Source organism: Streptomyces sp. NPDC055749 (genome assembly GCF_053617235.1).
This window is the reverse complement of sequence record NZ_JBSHFH010000011.1, coordinates 137,426-156,824: the sequence shown is the minus strand read 5'-3', so window position 1 is coordinate 156,824 and position 19,399 is coordinate 137,426. Positions and strand designations below refer to the sequence as shown.

Genomic DNA, 19,399 nt, shown 5'->3' with positions numbered 1-19,399 from the left:
TCAGGACCGCGTCACCGTTCCGCACCCCTCGTCAGCGCTCTTCATCCGCTCGTCCATCGACGTCTCGCGGTCGTAGGGGTCGACCGCGGGTCCGCCGTCCGTTCCGGCGGCCGGGTTCCCGGCGCCGAAGACCGGGGTGAGGTAGCCGCCGGAGCTCTCGCAGCCGCCGTTGGCCGTGTCGGTCCTGTACGAGACCAGCGAGAAGGTCCCCCGCTCGGTGATCACCTTCGCGGGATCGTCCCAGTTCAGAACGAGCTCGCGACGCACGATGGTGCGCTCGACCTCGTCGCCGCCCGGCGCCGCCACCGGATACACGTACGTGACGTCGGCGGTCACCTGGAGCGCGCCGCGCTCGCCCTCCCGGGCGGTCATCCGGCCCCGCGTCCTGATCGAGTCCCCGACAAGGCGGGCGTGGGACGGCTTGAACCTGCTGAAGAGCAGCAGCGGGTCGTTCTCCTCGTCCGGTGCGCGGAACGCGGCCTTCAGGTAGTCCTGGACATCCCGCTGATGGGGGTTGATCAGTGCGATCGCCCGGTCGGGGCGCTCGCCGCCCAGCACCTCCGGATCCAGGCTGGACGCGGCAAGGAAGTCCAGGGTCCGCTCCAGGGCCTTCTCGACCTGCGCCGCGCTCATCCACCCGGTCGCCTTCGCCGTGGGGAGCGTGATGCCGGCGGTGCCGCTCGCCCAGCCCGCCGCGGGCGACCCCCTGAACGGCTCGTCGAGCGTGGGCCGCTCGTCCGGACCCGCCGCCCCGGCCGCTGACGGTGCGTCCCTGCCTACGCCCCGGCTTTCGCCCCGGCCTTCGTCCCCGCCGAGCCATCCGGCCACCTGCCCGGGATCCACCGCCACGACCAGCAGGGCCAGTGAGGCAAGCAGTCCGACCAGGTACCAGCCCTTCCTGCGCTTCGGCCGGGCCGGGGTGTAACCCCGCCAGGGCTCCGGGGGCGCGGGCTCCTCGCGCATCCGCCGGGCCACGTCGCGGGCACGCGCCGAGGGCTCCTTCGGCGCGTCCGCCGGGACGTCCGCCGATTCCCGCAGGAACCGCTCCCACTCCTCGTCAGGCACGGACGAACCGTCCCGCTCCCCACCCGCGTTCACGTCCAACTCCCTTGACCCTCAAGTTTTTCGCATGATCGCACGGGAGTCCGGGAGGGGAGCGCGCGGTTCGAAGGGGCGTGGGGCCTCCATGGGCCGGGCGCCTGTCACGCGGCCCGGCCCATGGAGGGCCGTGTCACGCCGGCCGTACGCTGCCGTAGATCGGCATGTAGTAGATCGACTCCTCGCGCACGTTCGCCCCCGGCTTGGGCGCGTGGATCATCATGCCGTCGCCCTTGTAGATGCCGACGTGGCTGATGTCGTCGTAGAAGAAGACCAGGTCGCCCGGCTGCAGATCCGCCGTGGCCACCCGTGTGCCGACCTCGACCTGATCCCAGGTGGTACGCGGCAGATCGACGCCCGCCGCCTTCCAGGCCGCCTGCGTGAGACCCGAGCAGTCGTACGAGGAGGGGCCCGTCGCCCCCCAGACGTACGGCTTGCCGATCTGGTCCCGCGCGAAGGCGAGGACCTTGTCCGCCTTGGCGGCGTAACCGCTGTCCGCGTCCGAACCGCCGCCGGTCCCGGTCCCGGTGTCCGTGCCGGTCTCGGGCTGTTCGGCCTCCTGCGCGGCGTCCTCGGCGGCCTCCTTCGCCGCCGCCTCCTCCTGGGCCTTGCGCTCGGCCTCGGCGGCCGCGGCCTGCTGGCGGGCCAGCTCCTCGGCCTTGCGCTTGGCCTCCGCCTCCTTCTTGCGCTCCAGCTCGGCGAGCCGAGCCTTCTCCTCGGCGGTCAGCTCCGACAGCAGGGTGCGCGCCTCGGTCAGCTTCTCCTGCACCTGCTGTTTGCTGCTGCGCAGCGTGGTCTGCGCCTCGGTGAGCGTCTCCAGGCTCTTGGTGGCCTCCGCGCGCTTCTTCGCCGCCTCGTTCTGCTGTGTACGGAAGTCGGCGACCGTCTTCTGCTGCTGGCTGGTCATCCGCGCCATCAGCTGGTCCTGGTCGAAGTACGACTGCGGGTCGTCCGCGAGGAAGAACGTGGCCGTCGGGGCGACGGCGCCGCTCCGGTACTGCGCCGCCGCGAGCTGGCCCAGTTCGCGGCGCGTCTCGTTCAGCTTCTCGGCCCGCTTCGCCGCGGCGTCCAGGAGCCCGTCGACCTTGGAGCGCTGCTCGGTGGAGGCGGACTTCGCCTTGTTGTACTGCTGGGTCGCGGTGCCCGCCTGGCGGTAGAGGTCGTCGACCTTCTGCTGTACGTCCTCGATGCTGGGCCGGGGCGCCGCGGGCGCGGCCGTCGCGGTCTGCGTGGAGAGCAGAGTCACAGAGGCCAGTGCCGCCGTCGTGAGCCCGACGCCGGGTGAGGTGGTGCGCATACGGGTGCGCGGTTTGCGATGCGACGCCAAGGCCGGCATCTCCTTCCGTGGACCGCCTACCGGGTTAGCTGTCGGGTTCGGGCGGAACGGAAGGCTGCCCTACGGTCCAAGTGGGGGTCGCGGACCGATTCACCCCGGTGCTGCTTGTGGGTCCCCGGTTCCGAACGCCCGCGAGGGCAGCCCGGATTCGGCGTGGGTGCCCGCTCGGCGTGGTTCGCCTCAAGGGGGTACGGGCCACCCGTCGGAGCACGCTAGCCAACCCGTGGTGTCCCTGTGAAGGTTGATGTTCGATATGCCCGATACATTTTCGTGACCTTGGTGAAATCGATACGCGCGGCCCCGGCGAGACCTCCGGTTCCCTCACCCGGAGTGGCTGACCCGTCTCCGTACGCGCATGTCCGCGGGCCGTCCTGCGGAATGCGGCCCCGGGGTGTCAGTGGGGCCGCCTAGACTCGTCAAGCGATGAGCAGCCTCTTTGACGACAGCTTCCTGACCGGCCTCCAGAACTCGGAGGAAGGCCCCCCGCCGCCCCCCGAGGACCACGCACCCGAAGCGGTGCCGGAGGGTCTCTTCGAGGGCGTCTTCGACGCGCCCCCGCCGCCCCGCGAGGGGTATTACCGCGACGGCGCCCCTCGTCCGGTCATCGACGCCGCCGCGCTGCTCGACGGGCTGAACACCGAGCAGCGTGCCGCCGTCGTGCACGCCGGTTCGCCGCTGCTCATCGTCGCCGGCGCCGGATCGGGCAAGACCCGGGTGCTCACCCACCGGATCGCCCATCTGCTGGCCGAGCGCGGGGTGCACCCGGGCCAGATCCTCGCGATCACCTTCACCAACAAGGCCGCGGGCGAGATGAAGGAGCGCGTCGAGCAGCTCGTCGGACCGCGCGCCAACGCCATGTGGGTCATGACCTTCCACAGCGCGTGCGTGCGCATCCTGCGCCGCGAGTCCAAGCGCCTCGGCTTCACCTCGTCGTTCTCGATCTACGACGCCGCGGACTCCAAGCGGCTGATGGCGCTGGTCTGCCGCGATCTGGACCTCGACCCGAAGCGCTACCCGCCGAAGTCGTTCACGGCCAAGGTCTCGAACCTGAAGAACGAGCTGATCGACGAAGAGACGTTCGCCGGACAGGCCGCCGACGGTTTCGAGAAGACCCTCGCCCAGGCGTACGCGATGTACCAGGCGCGGCTGCGCGAGGCCAACGCCCTGGACTTCGACGACATCATCATGACGACGGTGCACCTGCTCCAGGCGTTCCCCGACGTCGCCGAGCACTACCGCCGCCGCTTCCGGCACGTCCTGGTCGACGAGTACCAGGACACCAACCACGCGCAGTACACGCTCGTACGGGAGCTGGTGGGCCCGTCCGGCGAGGCCGACGCCCCCGCCGAGCTGTGCGTCGTCGGTGACGCGGACCAGTCGATCTACGCCTTCCGGGGTGCGACCATCCGCAACATCCTCCAGTTCGAGGAGGACTATCCGGACGCGACCACGATCATGCTGGAGCAGAACTACCGCTCCACGCAGACGATCCTGTCCGCGGCCAACGCGGTCATCGAGCGCAACGAGAGCCGCCGCCCCAAGAACCTCTGGACGAACGCCGGCACCGGCGCCCGGATCACGGGGTACGTGGCGGACACCGAGCACGACGAGGCGCAGTTCATCGCCGACGAGATCGACCGGCTCACGGACGCGGGCGACGCCAAGGCGGGCGACGTCGCCGTCTTCTACCGTACGAACGCGCAGTCCCGTGTCTTCGAAGAGATCTTCATCCGCGTCGGCCTGCCCTACAAGGTCGTCGGCGGGGTGCGCTTCTACGAGCGCAAGGAGGTCCGCGACGTCCTGGCCTACCTCCGGGTCCTCGCCAACCCCGAGGACACCGTCCCCCTGCGCCGCATTCTGAACGTGCCGAAGCGCGGCATCGGCGACCGTGCCGAGGCGATGATCGACGCCCTGTCGATGCGCGAGAAGATCTCCTTCCCGCAGGCCCTGCGCCGCGTCGACGAGGCGTACGGCATGGCGGCACGCTCGTCGAACGCCGTGAAGCGCTTCAACACGCTGATGGAGGAGCTGCGCACGATCGTCGAGTCCGGGGCGGGTCCCGCCGTCGTTCTGGAAGCGGTCATGGAGCGCACCGGCTACCTCGCCGAACTCCAGGCGTCCACCGACCCGCAGGACGAGACCCGGATCGAGAACCTTCAGGAACTGGCCGCCGTCGCGCTCGAATTCGAGCAGGAGCGCGCGGAGGAGGAAGGCGCGGGCACCCTCGCCGAATTCCTGGAGAAGGTCGCGCTCGTCGCGGACTCCGACCAGATTCCCGACGAGGACGAGGACGGCTCCGGAGTCATCACCCTGATGACGCTGCACACCGCCAAGGGCCTGGAGTTCCCGGTCGTCTTCCTGACCGGCATGGAGGACGGCGTCTTCCCGCACATGCGGGCGCTGGGACAGGCCAAGGAGCTGGAGGAGGAGCGGCGGCTCGCCTACGTCGGCATCACCCGCGCACGCGAGCGGCTGTATCTGACCCGGGCGGCGATGCGCAGCGCGTGGGGCCAGCCCTCGTACAACCCGCCCTCGCGGTTCCTGGAGGAGATCCCGGACCAGCATCTGGAGTGGAAGCGCAAGGGTCCGATGGCGGCTCCGGCGGGACCGACGTCGGGGATCACGTCCTCGCTGTCGTCCTCGCGCGCGAAGTCCGGCCCGTCGGGCTTCGCGACCCGGCGCACCTCGGACAAGCCGGTGGTCACGCTGGTGGTGGGGGACCGGGTCACGCACGACCAGTTCGGTCTGGGCACGGTGACGGCGGTCGAGGGCTTCGGCGACCAGGCGAAGGCCACGGTCGACTTCGGGGACGAGCGGCCGAAGAAGCTCCTCCTGCGGTACGCGCCGGTCGAGAAGCTGTAGTTGCGGCTGGTTCCGGCTGTCGGTTCCGGCTAGTTCGGGTTGAGGCCGTGGCTGCGGAACCAGGGCATCGGGTCGATCGCCGAGCCGCCGCCGGGCCGTACCTCGAAGTGCAGGTGCGGTCCGGTGGAGTTGCCGGAGTTCCCGGAGTACGCGATGACGTCACCGGCCTTGACGGAGCCCGAGCGGATCCGGGTGCTGCTCAGATGGCAGTACCAGGTCTCGGTGCCGTCGGGTGAGGTCACGATGGCCATGTTCCCGTAGGCGCTGTTCCACTGGGTGCGTACGGTGCCGTCGGTAGCGGCCATCACCGAAGAGCCGTACGAGACGGGGAAGTCGACGCCCGTGTGCACGGACATCCAGTTGACGCCCGCCTGGCCGTAGTAGGCGCTGAGACCGTGCTGCGAGACCGGGAGTGCGAACTTGGGGCGCAGTGCCTCGCGGCGTGCGGCCTCCTCCTCGCGCTTCTTCTTCTCGGCGGCCTGCCGCTCCCGCAGGTCGATGCGCTCCTGGGTACGGCTGGCGCGGTCGGCGAAGTCGTCGGCGTCGGCGCTGAGGTTGGCGAGCTGGGTGTCCAGCTTGTTGTTGGCCGCCACCGGCTTGACGGTGGCGGGGTCGGCCGCCGCCATCGACGTGGTCTCGTCCTTCTTCTCCTCGCCACCGGCGATCCCGCTGACCGAGGCGGCTGCGATGCCCGCGACGCTCATGACGCAGGCCGAGGGAACGGCGACGGTCAGGAGTGCGGATCGCTTGGCGGGGGTACGGCGTCGGCCGCGGCTGCCCGCGCCGCCGCGGGGCGCGCGGCCCACGGGACGGGGCGAGGTGGAGGGGTGCGGGGCGGCGATGACGATGTCGGGCTCGTCGGCTTCGTGCTCGTGGGCTTCGTGCTCGTTCGTCGCGGTGTCGTGCGTGTGGTTCTCGGCGGTGGTGTGGCTGTCGGTGTCCACGTCCGCGGTGCTGAACTCGGCTGTTTCGTAAGCCTCGTAGGGAGCCTGGTGTTCGACCGGCTGTTGTTCGTACGAGGGGTACGACACCTGTTCGGGCTCGTACTGCACGTTCCCGGGCGTGGCGCCGGAGTTCCAGGCGGTGGCGTCGTAGGCGCCGGTGTCCGCGCCCGCGTCCACGAATTCCGCGGTGGCGTACGCGCCGGTCTCGTACCCGGCGGCGTGGAACGTGGCGGTGGGGAACGCGCCCGTGTCGGTCGTCGCCCACTGGTCGGTCCGGCCCGGCTGGACCCAGCCCGAGGTGTCCCACTGCCCGCTGTTGTCCGGAGCGGCCGCCTGTGCCGGAATCCCGGCGTCCGGTGCCCAGCTGCCGGCGGCGTCGTACTGCTGCGGCTCGTGCGGGCGGGCGGCGTACGCGTCGTACGGGGCGGTCTGATGCGCGCCCGTGTCCCACTGGGTGGAGTCGTACGTGCCGCTGTGGCCCTGCCCGGCGGACTGGTAGCCGGTGTCGTGGCCGTACGTGGTGCCCTGAGCGGTGTCGTAACCGCTTGCGTAGCCGTCGTGATGACCGGGGAGAGCACCGAAGAGCGGATCGGTGTCGAAGCTGCCGGTGGGGTGATTGTCGTAGTCGACGTACCCGGCGTGGGGGTGCTGGTCGTTCACCAACTTCTCTCTCGCCTCGGCAGCAGGACCTGTTCCGGGGTCCGTGGGGGATCCCAGGGGAAAGCAGTGGCCGCGACTGTACCCGGCGGTACGTGACGACGACAATCTTCGCCGGGTTCCGGCCGTTCAGGAAACGGGCAATCGGCCGCCTTTCGGTGGACAGCAGGCGGAGCCTTGGCCCTACGTTCGAAATGCGTTCTATTCGAGTGCCGCGGTTCAGGCCGGTCGCGCCGCCGGTTCAGGCCACCGAGGCGGTCCCTGGCCTACTGGTGGCGGCTTCCTGGGACTCAAGTGCCTCCCGGATACCGGCGGCGACCGCGGGATGCACGGGCAGAGCGAGATGGCCGATTCCGGTTACGCGAACGTTCACCACGTCGAGGTCGGGGTGGTCCATGCAAGCCGTCTCGACCGGCACCATCACTCGGTCCAGCTCGCTCCAGAAGTTGACGAACCGGGTCCGGCAGCCGGGAGCGGGGCTGCGGAGCTCCGCGACGAGGGCGGAACCGCTGCGCATCTGCCGCACGATGGGGTGGGCGCTCGCCGGCGGGGCGACGGAGGTGCCGTTGTGCGGGGTGCCGAGCGTGATCAGGGTGCGCACCCGCTGGTCACCGCCTAGCCGCTGCACGTAGTAGCGGGCGATCAGCCCGCCGAGGCTGTGTCCAACGATGTCGACCTCGCGGTGTCCTGTGCGCGTGCAGATCTCCTCGACATGCCGGCCGAGCAGCTCGGCGGCCGTGCGGACGTCGCAGGTCAGCGGCGAGTAGTTGAGGGACTCGAGATGGCGCCAGCCGTGCCGGGCGAGTGAGCGCCGCAGCAGGACGAACACCGAGCGGTTGTCGATGAACCCGTGCAGCAGCACGACGGGCGGGCGGCCGGCGCCCCCGCCTGCGAGCAGGGCGGTGGGGCCGACGGGCTTCGTGCCGGTGCGCTCCGGGCCGGCTGGGTCCGGGTCCGGTTCCGGAATCGGGGCCGGTGCGGGCGGAGGGTCCCGGCGCTCCGGAGTGATCCCGGATGGGTAGATGAGGATGTGCCCGGCGAGGATCACCAGCTCCAGCACGGTGGCTTTGACCAGCGTCGACGACAGCCGGGCAGGGAGCGTGCGCGGCTTGCGCAGCAGTGGGGAAAGGGGCGAAAGGAAGGACAGGACCTTCATGGCCGACCTCCTGCAATGACATAGGGGAGGGCGGCTCCGGTCCCGTATGCCCTTATGGGGTGTCCGTACGAGGACGACGGTGATCGGCGGACGATCAGCCGATGGGTCGTACCACCGTGCCGTGCGGCTGACGGCACGGTGGTACGACGACCTCGCAGCGGCTCCCTTTGCGGCCGTCCCCGTGCGGCCGATGAGCCACATGGTCCAGGAACGACGCACAGCGAACATGTCCCATGTGTGATTTCCCCCTCCCCGTCCACCGCGAAACGGCGGCTTGCGGGATGCTGTAGATAACGTTCGTTCACATCCCCGGCCCTTCAGGCGCGGGAGATCCATGTGGAGGCAGTGATGGGTGTGACCGGTCCGATCCGTGTGGTGGTGGCCAAGCCGGGACTCGACGGCCACGACCGTGGAGCCAAGGTGATCGCGCGAGCGCTGCGGGACGCGGGGATGGAGGTCATCTATACCGGCCTCCACCAGACGCCCGAGCAGATCGTCGACACGGCGATCCAGGAGGATGCCGACGCCATCGGCCTCTCGATCCTCTCCGGTGCGCACAACACGCTCTTCGCGAAGGTGATCGAGCTGCTCAAGGAGCGCGAGGCGGAGGACATCAAGGTGTTCGGCGGCGGCATCATCCCGGAGGCGGACATCGCGCCGCTGAAGGACCAGGGTGTCGCGGAGATCTTCACCCCGGGTGCGACGACGACGTCGATCGTCGACTGGGTCAACGCCAACGTCCGTCAGACGGCGGGCGCCTGACCCGCCCGGTCACGGCCGACGGGCCCGTTGCGCCCGTCGGCCGCCCGGGCCGGCGTCGCCACGGGCCTACGCCGCCCCCGGGGTCAGCTCCGTCTCCATGGCGGCCCGCAGGCGCAACGTGGAGACCAGGCGCTGGAACGCCTCCGACCAGTAGCCCCCCGCACCCGGTGAGGCGCCTTCGGGTTCGTCAGGGGTGGTCGTGAGGACTTCGAGCCGGTCCGCCTCGGCCGGGTTCAGACAGCGTTCGGCCAGGCCCATCACGCCGCTGAAACTCCATGGGTAACTCCCGGCGTCCCGCGCGATGTCGAGCGCGTCGACGACCGAGCGGCCGAGGGGTTCCGCCCAGGGCACCGCACAGACGCCGAGCAGCTGGAACGCCTCCGACAATCCGTGCGCGGCGATGAAGTCGGCCACCCACACTGCCCTCTCCTCCGTCGGCAAGGTGGCGAGGAGCTTCGACCGCTCCGCGAGCGAGGCCGTCCCCGGACCGTTGGCCGGAGGTGTCGAGGGGGTGCCGAGCAGGGCGCGGGCCCACTCCGGGTCCCGTTGCCGCACCGCCGCCCGGCACCAGGCGGCGTGCAGTTCCTCGGTCCAGCCGTCGGCGACCGGAAGCCCGACGATCTCCTGCGCGGTACGCCCGCCGAACTGTGCCCGCCAGGTGGCCAGCGGGGTGGCCTCCACCAGCTGGCCGAGCCACCAGGACCGTTCCCCCCGCCCCGAAGGCGGCACCGGCACCACGCCGTCGCGCTGCATCGACGCGTCGCACTCGTGCGGGGCCTCCACCGCGATGGACGCGACCGTGCCCGTACGGTCGGGGTTCACGCAGGACGTGGCGCGGGCGGCCATGCGCCCGGCGAGTGCCGAATGCGGCAGCGCGGACAGCAGCTCGGCGCTCGTCGCGCGGACATTGCGGCTTCGGTCGGTGAGCGCCTGCTCCAGGAACTCCTCGTCCGCGCCCGAGAGACCGGTCCGCAGCGAGTCGAGGAACATCAGCCGGTCCTCGGCGCGCTCCGTGGACCAGGTGGTGGAGAGCAGGGCGAGCGCGGCAGCCGGCTCCCGTCTCCGTGCGGCCGTGAGGAGCGCGACCCGTTCGGCGAACAGGCCCTCCTCCCACAGGAGCCGCACCGCTTCCGGGTCCTCCGAGACGGACGGGAGCGAGCCGCCGGGGGCGCCGCGCAGCGCGAACTTCCACTCCGGGTTCATCCTGGCGAGCCACAGCCCGCGCGGACCCGCGAAGGCCAGGACGTGCGGACGAAGGTCCGTGCGCGCCCGCGCCGCGTCCAGCAGAGCCGGCAGTACGACCGCCGGTGCCCGGAAACCGTGCTGGTTGGCCGCGGCCAGCCACTGTGGAAGGAGCTCCGTGAGATCGGGAGCCGTACCGCGCCGCCCGCTTCCCCCGGAAGGCGCGGAGCGGTCGGCCAGCAGCTGGACGAGTCTGCGCCGGGCGGCGGCGGGGACCTGCGGGCGCGTGTCGGCGGGCGCCGCCTCCGGCGGCTCGGCCGCCGCTGCGGGCCGCAGCCCGGCTCTGCGTCGCACGGTGTGGAGCGCCGCCGCGTCCAGCAGGGCGACCGGGCCGCCGGTGCCTCCCGGGCCCGCGGCCGGAGGGCGGCGGTCGGTGCCGAGCAGCGCCGAAGTGACGAGCTCCTCCCACGGCATGGGTGCGGTCGGGTGTGTGGTGGTGGCTGTGGTCGTGTGGGTCGGTGTCATCGATCCCGTCCGGTTGTCAGGGAGTCCGGAGCCGGATATCCGGTTCACAGGTCCAGGGATTGAGGGTCCGCACGCGTCAGATGAGTGGAACGGGCTGTCCGTCTCCGGCGTCGTCCGCGCTCGTGGTCCACGCCGCGAGCGGGTCGAAGCCGCGGTGGCCGCACTCGCCGAAGACCGTGACCGGGCCGCCGCCCGACAGCGCGACGAGTTTCCACAGTCCCGGCCGGGACAGCGCCGACGGTGCGAGCGGCAGGGCCGATGTGCCGTCCGCGTCGGCCAGTTGCCAGGCGCCCCCGGACGGCGTGGGTATGACATCGCGCAGCGTCACCGGCCAGGACTCCAGCCAGGGGTCGTCCCGCAACGCGTGGCCGTAGGCCGCGACCGCTGCCGCCGTCGGTCCCCCGGCCGGTGGCGTCCCCCTGGTGGCGGGCGGAATGGTGGTGGGCGGAATGGCGGTGGGTGGAATGGTGGCGGCCGGTTCGAACTGCCGTCCCAGCTCGGCCCGCGGCTGGCCGGCGCCCGGATACGGCGTGAGTTCGGCGTCGATCGTCACGCCCACCGGCAGGGCCTGGCCGGGGGAGCGCCCGGCCGCCCCGAAGGAGAGCAGCAGCGCGGTGCGCCCCGACTCCCTTCCGTACAGCCAGATACGGCGGGCGACGATCTTGCCGTCCGGGGTGTCGTACTGCGCGAGGACCAGCCAGTGGTCACGGACAGGCGTTCCGTCGGCGGCGGCCGTCAGGCCCACGCGCGTACGAACGGTCGCGGCGAGGGGGTCCGGAAGCCGGTCGATGCCCAGCCAGGCGGTGTCGAGCAGATGGAGCAGCGCGCACTCCTCCAGCAGCCGCACCGGCCAGCCGGGGCCGGAGGCGGGAATTGACCCCAACTCCCTTACGCGCGCGGCGAGTCCCGGCGCCTGGGCGTCGACCATGCGGGCCGCGGTCTCCTCCCACAGCCCGTATCCCGCCTGGTCGGCCGCCGCGAGACCACCGCGCAGCAGGTCGGTCAGGCGCTGCTCCAACTCCTGTGCGCCGCCGGTGATCCGCGCGGCCCTGCGCTCGGCGCGCCGCCTCGCGGCGTCCGGATCGGCCGGGCCGGGGGCGGGAGCCCCGCCCTCGGCGGACCGGTGCTGTTCCGCGGCCCGCTCGCGCCGGCCGTCCAGCCATTCCCGCGCCCAGTCCGGCGCCTCGCCCGGCCGGACCGCCGCGCCGTCGGACGCCTGGAGCAGCAGCAGGCCCAGCGCGTGCTTGCAGGGGAACTTGCGGCTCGGGCAACTGCACTTGAACGCGGGACCGGCCGTGTCGATCACCGTCCGGTACGGCTTGCTGCCGCTGCCCTTGCACAGCCCCCACACAGCGCCACCGGCGTGGCCCGCTTCGGACCACGGACCTGCCGAGCCCAGCTTGTGACCCGCCTTGCGTGATGCTTCGTCAGGAGCCAGGGCCTGTACCTGCTCCACCGTCCAGCGCGCCACCGGATCAGCGGTGCGCGAGGGTTCTCCCCCGTGAGATAGCAGCATGGGAACGACGGTAGGGCGCGCCACTGACAACGGCCCCCGACATGGTGGCTGACCTGCAATGGAGGTCGATTGTCAGTGGCATGGTGCACGGTGGGAACCACATCGGGTCGAACGATCTGGAGGGGGATCCATGACCGCGTCCGAAACCACCGCCGGCGTCGCGAACGAGGCTCTGCGACCGCATGCCGAGGACGCCTTCGCCGACGAGCTGAAGGCACTCGCCGCTGCCGACGACCGGCCGAGGCCCGTCCGTTGGCGGCTCTCGCCGTGGGCCGTGGCCACCTATCTGCTCGGCGGCGTGCTTCCCGACGGCACCGTGATCACACCGAAGTACGTGGGTCCGCGCCGCCTCGTCGAAGTCGCCGTGACCACGCTCGCCACCGACCGGGCCCTGCTGCTGCTCGGTGTGCCGGGCACCGCCAAGACGTGGGTCTCCGAGCATCTCGCCGCCGCCGTGAGCGGCGACTCGACGCTGCTCGTCCAGGGCACGGCGGGCACCCCGGAGGAAGCCGTCCGCTACGGCTGGAACTACGCCCAGTTGCTCGCGCACGGACCCAGCCGTGACGCGCTGGTCCCCAGCCCCGTCATGCGTGCCATGTCCGAGGGCATGACCGCACGGGTCGAGGAGCTGACCCGTATCCCCGCCGATGTGCAGGACGCGCTCATCACGATCCTGTCCGAGAAGACGCTCCCCGTACCGGAGCTGGGGCAGGAGGTCCAGGCCGTCCGTGGCTTCAACCTCATCGCCACGGCGAACGACCGCGACCGCGGGGTCAACGAACTGTCCAGCGCGTTGCGCCGCCGCTTCAACACCGTCGTCCTCCCTCTGCCGGCCACCCCCGACGACGAGGTGGACATCGTGTCCCGCCGCGTCGACCAGATCGGCAGCTCGCTCGACCTGCCGGCGGCCCCGGAAGGGCTCGCCGAGATCCGGCGCGTGGTCACCGTCTTCCGGGAGCTGCGCAACGGCGTCACCACCGACGGCCGCACCAAACTCAAGTCGCCTTCGGGGACGCTCTCCACGGCGGAGGCCATCTCCGTCGTCACCAACGGGCTGGCGCTCGCCGCCCACTTCGGCGACGGAATCCTGCGCTCCGGCGATGTGGCGGCCGGAATCCTCGGTGCGGTCGTCCGCGACCCGGCGGCCGACCGGGTGGTCTGGCAGGAGTATCTGGAGACGGTCGTCCGCGAGCGGGACGGCTGGAAGGACTTCTACCGCGCCTGCCGTGAGGTCTCGGCATGACAGGGCCCACCGCGTCCGCCGGGCCGCTGCTGCTGGGGGTGCGCCACCACGGCCCCGGGTCCGCGCGCGCGGTCCTGGCCGCTCTGGACGCCGCCCGGCCTCGGGTCGTGCTCATCGAAGGCCCGCCCGAGGGCGACGCACTGCTGCAGCTCGCCGCCGACGAGCAGATGAAGCCACCGGTCGCGCTGCTCGCCCACGCCGTGGACGACCCGGGGCGGGCCGCGTTCTGGCCGATGGCCGAGTTCTCGCCCGAGTGGGTGGCGATCCGCTGGGCCCTCGCGCACGAGGTGCCCGCACGCTTCATCGACCTCCCCGCCACCCACTCCCTGGCCCTCACGGAGGCCGGGGCCGAGGAGCCGCCGGCCTCGCCCGCGGTCGACCCGATCGGCGTGCTCGCCGAGACCGCGGGCTACGACGACCCGGAGCGCTGGTGGGAGGACGTCGTCGAGCACCGTGCCGCCGACGGCGGGGCGGGCGACCCGCTGGCACCCTTCGCCGTCCTCGCCGACGCGATGACGGCCCTCCGCGAGGTGTACGGGGACGGAGGCCACCCGAGGGACGCGGTCCGCGAGGCGTACATGCGTATCCAACTGCGTGCCGCGCGCAAGGAGTTCGGAGACGCGATCGCGGTCGTCTGCGGCGCCTGGCACGTCCCCGCGCTCGCCGCGAAGACCACCCTCGCCGCCGACAAGGCCCTGCTCAAGGGCGTCCCGAAGGTCAGGACCGAGCTGACCTGGGTGCCCTGGACCCACCGCAGGCTCGCCCGGCACAGCGGATACGGGGCGGGTATCGACTCACCGGGCTGGTACGGGCACCTCTTCGGCGCCCCCGACCGGCCGGTCGAACGGTGGATGACGAAGGTCGCCGGACTCCTGCGCGACGAGGACCGGTTCGTGTCCTCCGCCCATGTCATCGAAGCCGTGCGGCTCGCCGGCGCCCTGGCGGCGGTGCGGGGCCGCCCGCTCCCCGGGCTGACCGAGACGACCGACGCGATCCGGGCCGTGATGTGCGAGGGCTCCGATGTGCCCCTGGCCCTCGTGCGGGACCGGCTCGTCGTCGGCGAGACGCTCGGAGAGGTGCCGGACAGCGCCCCCGCCGTGCCGCTCCAGCGTGATCTGAACTGGCAGCAGCGCACGCTCCGGCTGAAACCCGAGGCGGCCGAGCGGGAGTTGGAGCTAGACCTCCGCAAGGACACCGACGCGGCCCGCAGCAGACTCCTGCACCGGCTCCGCCTCCTCGACGTCGGCTGGGGAGACCGCGCCGTCGGCCGGGGGACTACGGGCACGTTCCGGGAGACCTGGCGGCTGCGCTGGGAACCCGAGCTGCACGTCCGGGTCGCGGAGGCCGGCGTCTGGGGCACCACCGTGCTCTCCGCCGCGACCGCGAAGGCCGAGTCGGAGGCCGTCTCGGCGACCGCCCTCGCCGACGTCACCGCGCTCGCCGAGCGCTGCCTCCTCGCCGAACTGTCCGAGGCGCTGCCCGTGGTGATGGACGCCCTCGCCGACCGGGCCGCTCTGGACGCCGACGTCAGTCATCTGGCCGAGGCGCTGCCCGCCCTGGCCCGCTCACTGCGGTACGGGGACGTGCGGGCCACGGACACGGCCTCGCTCGGAGCGGTCGCCGTCGGGCTCGCCGAGCGGATCTGCGTCGGCCTGCCCCCGGCCTGCACCGGTCTCGACGCGGACGGGGCCGAGGAACTGCGCCGCCGGATCGACGGCGTGCACACCGCCATCGGGCTGCTCGCCGGAGCCGTATCCGCCGACGGACTGCGCGAGCGCTGGGCGGCCGTGCTGCGCAAGCTGGCCGCCAGGGACACCGTCGCCGGCGTCATCCGGGGCCGCGCCGCCCGGCTCCTGCTCGACGACGGACAGCTCGACCAGGACGAGGCGGCACGGCTGATGGGCCTCGCCCTCTCACCGGGCACCCCGCCGGCCGACGCGGCTGCCTGGATCGAGGGCTTCGTCGGCGGGGCCGCGGGCGGCGGCATGCTGCTCGTCCACGACGAGCGGCTGCTGAGCCTCATCGACACCTGGCTGAGCGGCGTGCGGGCCTCGGCGTTCACCGATGTGCTGCCCCTGCTGCGGCGTACCTTCTCCGCCTACGAGCCGGGCGTACGGCGCACCCTGGGCGAGCTCGTCCGCCGCGGCCCGGCGCCCGAGGGACCGGGCCGCAGCAGCGCGGAGGCGTCCCCGTCCGGCTTCGGACCGGGACTCGACGAGTCGCGGGCGGACGCGGTGGTGCCGGTGCTGCGGCTGCTGCTCGGCCTCGACACCGCGCCCGCACCACGCAACGACCACACCACCGAGCAACCGTTGGGGGCGACGGCATGACCACGCAGACCGTGGCGAAGGACTCGGCCGCGACGGAGACGTCCGACCACGACGAACGGCTGCGGCGCTGGCGGATGGTGCTGGGCGGGGACAGCGCGGAGAGCACCGGCTGCACCCTCACCGGCCGCGATGTCGCGATGGACGGCGCGCTGGCCGCGCTGTACGGCGGCGGGGGCAAGCCCGCCGGCCGGGGAGCACCGGAGCGATCGGGGGGACTGGGTGCGTCCGCCCCGTCCGTCGCCCGCTGGCTCGGCGATATCCGTACGTACTTCCCCAGTTCCGTCGTCCAGGTCATGCAGCGTGACGCGATCGAACGGCTCGGGCTGTCCGCGCTGCTGCTGGAGCCGGAGATGCTGGAGGCCGTCGAGGCCGACGTCCATCTCGTCGGCACCCTGCTCTCGCTCAACAAAGCCATGCCGGAGACGACGAAGGAGACGGCGAGAGCCGTCGTCCGCAAGGTCGTCGACGACCTGGAGAAGCGCCTCTCCACCCGCACCAAGGCGACACTGACCGGCGCCCTGGACCGCTCGGCGCGAATCAGCCGGCCGCGTCACCGGGATATCGACTGGGACCGGACCATCCGGGCCAACCTCAAGAACTACCTGCCCATCCCCGGAAAGGACGGCGCCGGCACGGTCATTCCCGAACGGCTCATCGGGTACGGCCGCGCGGCGCGCGCGGTCAAGAAGGACGTCATCCTCTGTATCGACCAGTCGGGTTCCATGGCCGCTTCCGTCGTCTACGCCTCGGTGTTCGGAGCGGTGCTCGCCTCCATGCGCACCCTGGCGACCCGGCTCGTCGTCTTCGACACGGCCGTCGTCGACCTCACCGACCAGCTCGACGACCCGGTCGACGTCCTCTTCGGCACCCAGCTCGGCGGCGGTACGGACATCAACCGGGCCCTGGCCTACTGCCAGTCGAAGATCACCAGGCCCGCGGACACCGTCGTCGTCCTCATCAGCGACCTCTACGAGGGCGGCATACGCGACGAGATGCTCAAGCGCGTCGCCGCGATGAAGTCGTCCGGTGTGGAGTTCGTGACGCTGCTCGCACTCTCCGACGAAGGGGCGCCCGCCTACGACCGGGAGCACGCCGCCGCGCTCGGCGCGCTGGGAGCACCCGCCTTCGCATGCACCCCTGACCTCTTCCCCGACATCATGGCGGCGGCGATCGAGAAGCGCCCACTGCCCATACCGGACAAGGAGACCCATCAGTAACACGGGACTTGCGTGACCCCCGGAGGGTCGTGCAAGCATCGCCCCGTGGCCACGGAGGACTTCATTCCGCGGCCCGCGCTCTCTGGGAAGGCTCATCCGGCATGACCACCGCTGTTGCCCGTTCGGCTGACGGCCCGCGCCCTGCGCGCGGGACGGCCGGCCGACGTGTGCTGCACGCGGTGCTGTTGCTCGGCGCGCTGCTCGCCCTCGGCCTCCTCTTCGGAGGCGAGGCGCACGCGACGCAGCGCCTTACTCCGGAGCCTCCCGATGCCGGGACGGCAACGACGGCAACGACAGCGAAGACGGCGGAGACGGCGGAGACGGCGGAGACGGCGGAGACGGATGCGGAGGTGACCGGGCGCCAGGTCGCGGACCGCGCCGAGAAGTCCGTACGCACGTCGGCCGAGCAGCCGAGGGCGACCACGGAGCGGGTGCGGAGCGCAGTCGCCCGGACCGCGCGTGGCGACGTGGCTCAGCCTGTACGGGACGCGGTCACGCAGTCCGCCCAGGACACCGTCCACGGGCTCACCCGAGTTCTCGGCTCCGTCACCGCCACCCTCCCGCCTCTGCCGCATCCGGTGCCGTCCGCACCGCCCCTGCCGGTGCTTCCCGGGACCAAGGGCACGCCGCCCGCCGTCCCCGCTGACGGCTCGGCGGATTCTGCTCACCCCGGCACCGAGGCACGCGACGGCAGCGGCTCCGCAACAGCGGACACCCCCTTCCAGGGCTCCCGCACCACCCCGCCCGGCACAGCCGTGGCCGACAGCGGCACGGACCGGGCAGCCGCGCCGGAGTTCCGGCAGACACAGGGCCGTTCGCCCATCGACCCGTGCGGCGGCTCCGGCCGTACGCCCGCGGCCGAGACGCACACACCGCGCGGCGGCGACCAGCAGGCCGCACCGGTCGCGCACGGACCCTCCTTCGGACTGATACGCGGCGCCGGTCTCCCGGCGACCACCGCCCCGGTCCGTGACAGATCGGGCGAGATCCTCGAATTTCCCGGCTAGGGCAGGCCGTTCCCCGCCTCGACCTGCCGCGCGGGGGCGGAACAGGTCTGCCCGCCGTCCGGAGCGTTCCGGACCGCCGATCGAATTCGAAGGATCTGACACACACATGCACAAGAACATGCGCCGTTCCATAGCCGTCGCCGCCACCGCCACCGGAATGTGGGCCCTCGGCACCGCTGCGGCCAGCGCCGACGAACTGCCCGTCTCCGTACCGCTGTCCACCCCGGACCTCGGGGCCGAAACGGCCGACGTGACCGACGTGGTCAACGGGGTCGACGGCGTCGAGACGCTCACGGACACCGTCCGGACAACGACCACCGAGGTCGGGAACGCCGTCGGGACCAGCACGGCGGCAGTGAAGGGCGCCGTGGCCGACAGGACCGCTCCGGTCGCCGGCCAGACGCAGAAGGCCAGGAGCGCGGTGACCGGAAAGGCCACCGGCACCGCCGAGCGCGCCACCGACCGGACCGGTGTTCCGGCCGCGCAGGACCTCCCGGCCGTGCAGGACGCACTCGACGTCCAGGGCGTGCCCGACGTCCAGGACCTCCCTGGTGCGCAGGACATCCCCGCTTGGGCGCTCCCCGCCTGGGCGCAGCCCTCGTACGACGTCCCGGCAGTCACCGAGGCGGAGATCGACTACCTCTTCGGGCCCATCGAGCAGATCCCGGGCTACGCCCAGGAGACGGCCCCCGCCGTCCTGAGCGCCACCCGGCACACCGCCCAGCACACTGCCCGGCACACCGCGCCGGGTACCGCCCGGACGGCGGTCGCCCAGGCCGGTCCTGCGGTCGACCAGACCTCCGACGCCGTACTGCCGCCCATCGCCGGCCAGGCCGTCTCCGCGCTGCTCCCGGTCGTCGACCAGGCGCTCGGAGACCTCGGCACGCTCGTCCAGGACGTCGTCGGCGAGGTCGGCCCGTTCGCCCACGGCGTCGTCGGCCAGGCCGTCGCCCCCTTCGCGCAGGGCGTGGCGACCCAGGTCCAGCCGCTGGCGTACGGCGTCACCGGTGAGGTCCAGCCGTTCGCCGAAGATGTCGTCTCCCCCGTGCGGTCGATGGCTCATGGAGTGGCCCAGGACGCCGTCGCCCCGTTCGCGCAGGGGGTCACCGCCCAGGTGCAGCCGCTGGCCCAGGGCGTCGGCGGTCAGGCACGGCCGTTCGCCGGCGGGCTCGTGGGCGCGGCGGGCGACAGCGCGCGTCCCGCCGTCGAGAACGCCGCGTACGGAGCAGCGGGTCTGACCTCGGTCGCCCCGGCCTTCGTGACCGACGCGGCGGACACGTTCACCACCCCGGAGTACGCGGCCGACCGGATCTGATCCGCGCATCGGATCCGCGGTCCTGACCCACGGGCCGGTCCCACGGTCCGGTCCCGTGGTCCGGTGATTCACTGGCGCCGGGCGGTCCCCGCCCCTTCGGTTCACACCGTCGGGGGAGGGGAACCGCCCGGCGCCGCCGTCGTTCCCGCCGAGGCCGCCACCTGCCGGTCTGTCCACCGCGACCCGGCCACCAGGGCGATCTGTGACAGTAATCACCGCCCAGGTGTGATCTGCGATTTAGGGTCCTGA

Annotated in this window: 13 protein-coding genes and 1 riboswitch; of the genes, 7 read left to right on the top strand and 6 right to left on the bottom strand. The window is 72.1% G+C overall.

Translation table 11 applies throughout. From position 1 onward, the window contains the following. Positions 1-1,098 carry a hypothetical protein gene (locus ACWGO0_RS11405; protein WP_453531555.1) on the bottom strand — a complete coding sequence of 366 codons (1,098 nt, stop codon included), beginning with the start codon at positions 1,096-1,098 and terminating at the stop codon, positions 1-3. 133 nt (positions 1,099-1,231) lie between these two features. Then, positions 1,232-2,434: an NlpC/P60 family protein gene (locus ACWGO0_RS11400; RefSeq protein WP_453531552.1), complete on the bottom strand. Its 1,203-nt coding sequence runs from the start codon at positions 2,432-2,434 to the stop codon at positions 1,232-1,234. Then, positions 2,433-2,598, bottom strand: a riboswitch (cyclic di-AMP (ydaO/yuaA leader). (Overlaps the previous gene by 2 nt.) 259 nt (positions 2,599-2,857) lie before the next feature. Between ACWGO0_RS11400 and pcrA the strand changes: the two genes are divergently transcribed. After that, on the top strand, positions 2,858-5,296 hold the full coding sequence (gene pcrA, locus ACWGO0_RS11395) for a DNA helicase PcrA (RefSeq protein ID WP_453531549.1): 2,439 nt from the start codon (positions 2,858-2,860) through the stop codon (positions 5,294-5,296). 29 nt (positions 5,297-5,325) lie between these two features. Here pcrA and ACWGO0_RS11390 read toward each other — a convergent pair whose 3' ends face one another. Both ACWGO0_RS11390 and ACWGO0_RS11385 read right to left on the bottom strand, forming a co-directional pair. Then, complete coding sequence (locus tag ACWGO0_RS11390; protein ID WP_453531546.1) at positions 5,326-6,900, bottom strand: peptidoglycan DD-metalloendopeptidase family protein; 1,575 nt, start codon at positions 6,898-6,900, stop codon at positions 5,326-5,328. A 238-nt stretch (positions 6,901-7,138) separates the two neighbouring features. Further along, on the bottom strand, positions 7,139-8,053 hold the full coding sequence (locus tag ACWGO0_RS11385; protein WP_453531543.1) for an esterase/lipase family protein: 915 nt from the start codon (positions 8,051-8,053) through the stop codon (positions 7,139-7,141). Positions 8,054-8,401: 348 nt separating this feature from the next. Here ACWGO0_RS11385 and ACWGO0_RS11380 point away from each other — a divergent pair, with 348 nt between their 5' ends. Continuing rightward, the gene (locus ACWGO0_RS11380; RefSeq protein ID WP_453531540.1) at positions 8,402-8,815 is read left to right on the top strand and encodes a cobalamin B12-binding domain-containing protein; all 414 of its coding nucleotides are present in this window, start codon (positions 8,402-8,404) and stop codon (positions 8,813-8,815) included. Positions 8,816-8,881: 66 nt separating this feature from the next. Here the strand turns inward: ACWGO0_RS11380 and ACWGO0_RS11375 are convergent, their stop codons facing one another. Together ACWGO0_RS11375 and ACWGO0_RS11370 are read right to left on the bottom strand one after the other, a co-directional pair. Further along, positions 8,882-10,522, bottom strand: a complete 1,641-nt coding sequence (locus ACWGO0_RS11375) for a DUF5691 domain-containing protein (RefSeq protein ID WP_453531537.1) — start codon at positions 10,520-10,522, stop codon at positions 8,882-8,884. Positions 10,523-10,598: 76 nt separating this feature from the next. Next, on the bottom strand, positions 10,599-12,038 hold the full coding sequence (locus ACWGO0_RS11370) for an SWIM zinc finger family protein (protein ID WP_453531535.1): 1,440 nt from the start codon (positions 12,036-12,038) through the stop codon (positions 10,599-10,601). A 130-nt stretch (positions 12,039-12,168) separates the two neighbouring features. On the opposite strand from ACWGO0_RS11370, the gene ACWGO0_RS11365 reads away from it, so the two are divergent. The 5 genes from ACWGO0_RS11365 to ACWGO0_RS11345 all read left to right on the top strand — a co-directional run bounded on the left by ACWGO0_RS11365 (position 12,169) and on the right by ACWGO0_RS11345 (position 19,150). After that, complete coding sequence (locus ACWGO0_RS11365; RefSeq protein ID WP_453531532.1) at positions 12,169-13,281, top strand: ATP-binding protein; 1,113 nt, start codon at positions 12,169-12,171, stop codon at positions 13,279-13,281. Beyond that, entirely contained in the window at positions 13,278-15,611 is a 2,334-nt protein-coding gene (locus ACWGO0_RS11360; RefSeq protein WP_453531529.1) for a DUF5682 family protein, read from the top strand. The genes ACWGO0_RS11365 and ACWGO0_RS11360 overlap by 4 nt, the downstream gene beginning before the upstream one ends. Continuing rightward, positions 15,608-16,828: a VWA domain-containing protein gene (locus tag ACWGO0_RS11355; protein ID WP_453531526.1), complete on the top strand. Its 1,221-nt coding sequence runs from the start codon at positions 15,608-15,610 to the stop codon at positions 16,826-16,828. The genes ACWGO0_RS11360 and ACWGO0_RS11355 overlap by 4 nt, the downstream gene beginning before the upstream one ends. Positions 16,829-16,929: 101 nt before the next feature. Beyond that, entirely contained in the window at positions 16,930-17,835 is a 906-nt protein-coding gene (locus ACWGO0_RS11350) for a hypothetical protein (protein ID WP_453531523.1), read from the top strand. Between the two features lie 106 nt (positions 17,836-17,941). Then, positions 17,942-19,150 (top strand): hypothetical protein, encoded by a 1,209-nt coding sequence (locus ACWGO0_RS11345; protein WP_453531520.1) that lies wholly within the window; start codon positions 17,942-17,944, stop codon positions 19,148-19,150. The last annotated feature ends 249 nt before the right edge of the window (positions 19,151-19,399 follow it).

What these genes read in the sequence shown, in the direction of transcription:
- ACWGO0_RS11380 (WP_453531540.1), top strand. Translation starts at nt 8,402, where the DNA reads ATGGGTGTGACCGGTCCGATCCGTGTGGTGGTGGCCAAGCCGGGACTC.
- pcrA (WP_453531549.1), top strand. Translation starts at nt 2,858, where the DNA reads ATGAGCAGCCTCTTTGACGACAGCTTCCTGACCGGCCTCCAGAACTCG.
- ACWGO0_RS11365 (WP_453531532.1), top strand. Translation starts at nt 12,169, where the DNA reads ATGACCGCGTCCGAAACCACCGCCGGCGTCGCGAACGAGGCTCTGCGA.
- ACWGO0_RS11355 (WP_453531526.1), top strand. Translation starts at nt 15,608, where the DNA reads ATGACCACGCAGACCGTGGCGAAGGACTCGGCCGCGACGGAGACGTCC.
- ACWGO0_RS11350 (WP_453531523.1), top strand. Translation starts at nt 16,930, where the DNA reads ATGACCACCGCTGTTGCCCGTTCGGCTGACGGCCCGCGCCCTGCGCGC.
- ACWGO0_RS11375 (WP_453531537.1), bottom strand. Translation starts at nt 10,522, where the DNA reads ATGACACCGACCCACACGACCACAGCCACCACCACACACCCGACCGCA.
- ACWGO0_RS11400 (WP_453531552.1), bottom strand. Translation starts at nt 2,434, where the DNA reads ATGCCGGCCTTGGCGTCGCATCGCAAACCGCGCACCCGTATGCGCACC.
- ACWGO0_RS11385 (WP_453531543.1), bottom strand. Translation starts at nt 8,053, where the DNA reads ATGAAGGTCCTGTCCTTCCTTTCGCCCCTTTCCCCACTGCTGCGCAAG.
- ACWGO0_RS11360 (WP_453531529.1), top strand. Translation starts at nt 13,278, where the DNA reads ATGACAGGGCCCACCGCGTCCGCCGGGCCGCTGCTGCTGGGGGTGCGC.
- ACWGO0_RS11345 (WP_453531520.1), top strand. Translation starts at nt 17,942, where the DNA reads ATGCACAAGAACATGCGCCGTTCCATAGCCGTCGCCGCCACCGCCACC.
- ACWGO0_RS11370 (WP_453531535.1), bottom strand. Translation starts at nt 12,038, where the DNA reads ATGCTGCTATCTCACGGGGGAGAACCCTCGCGCACCGCTGATCCGGTG.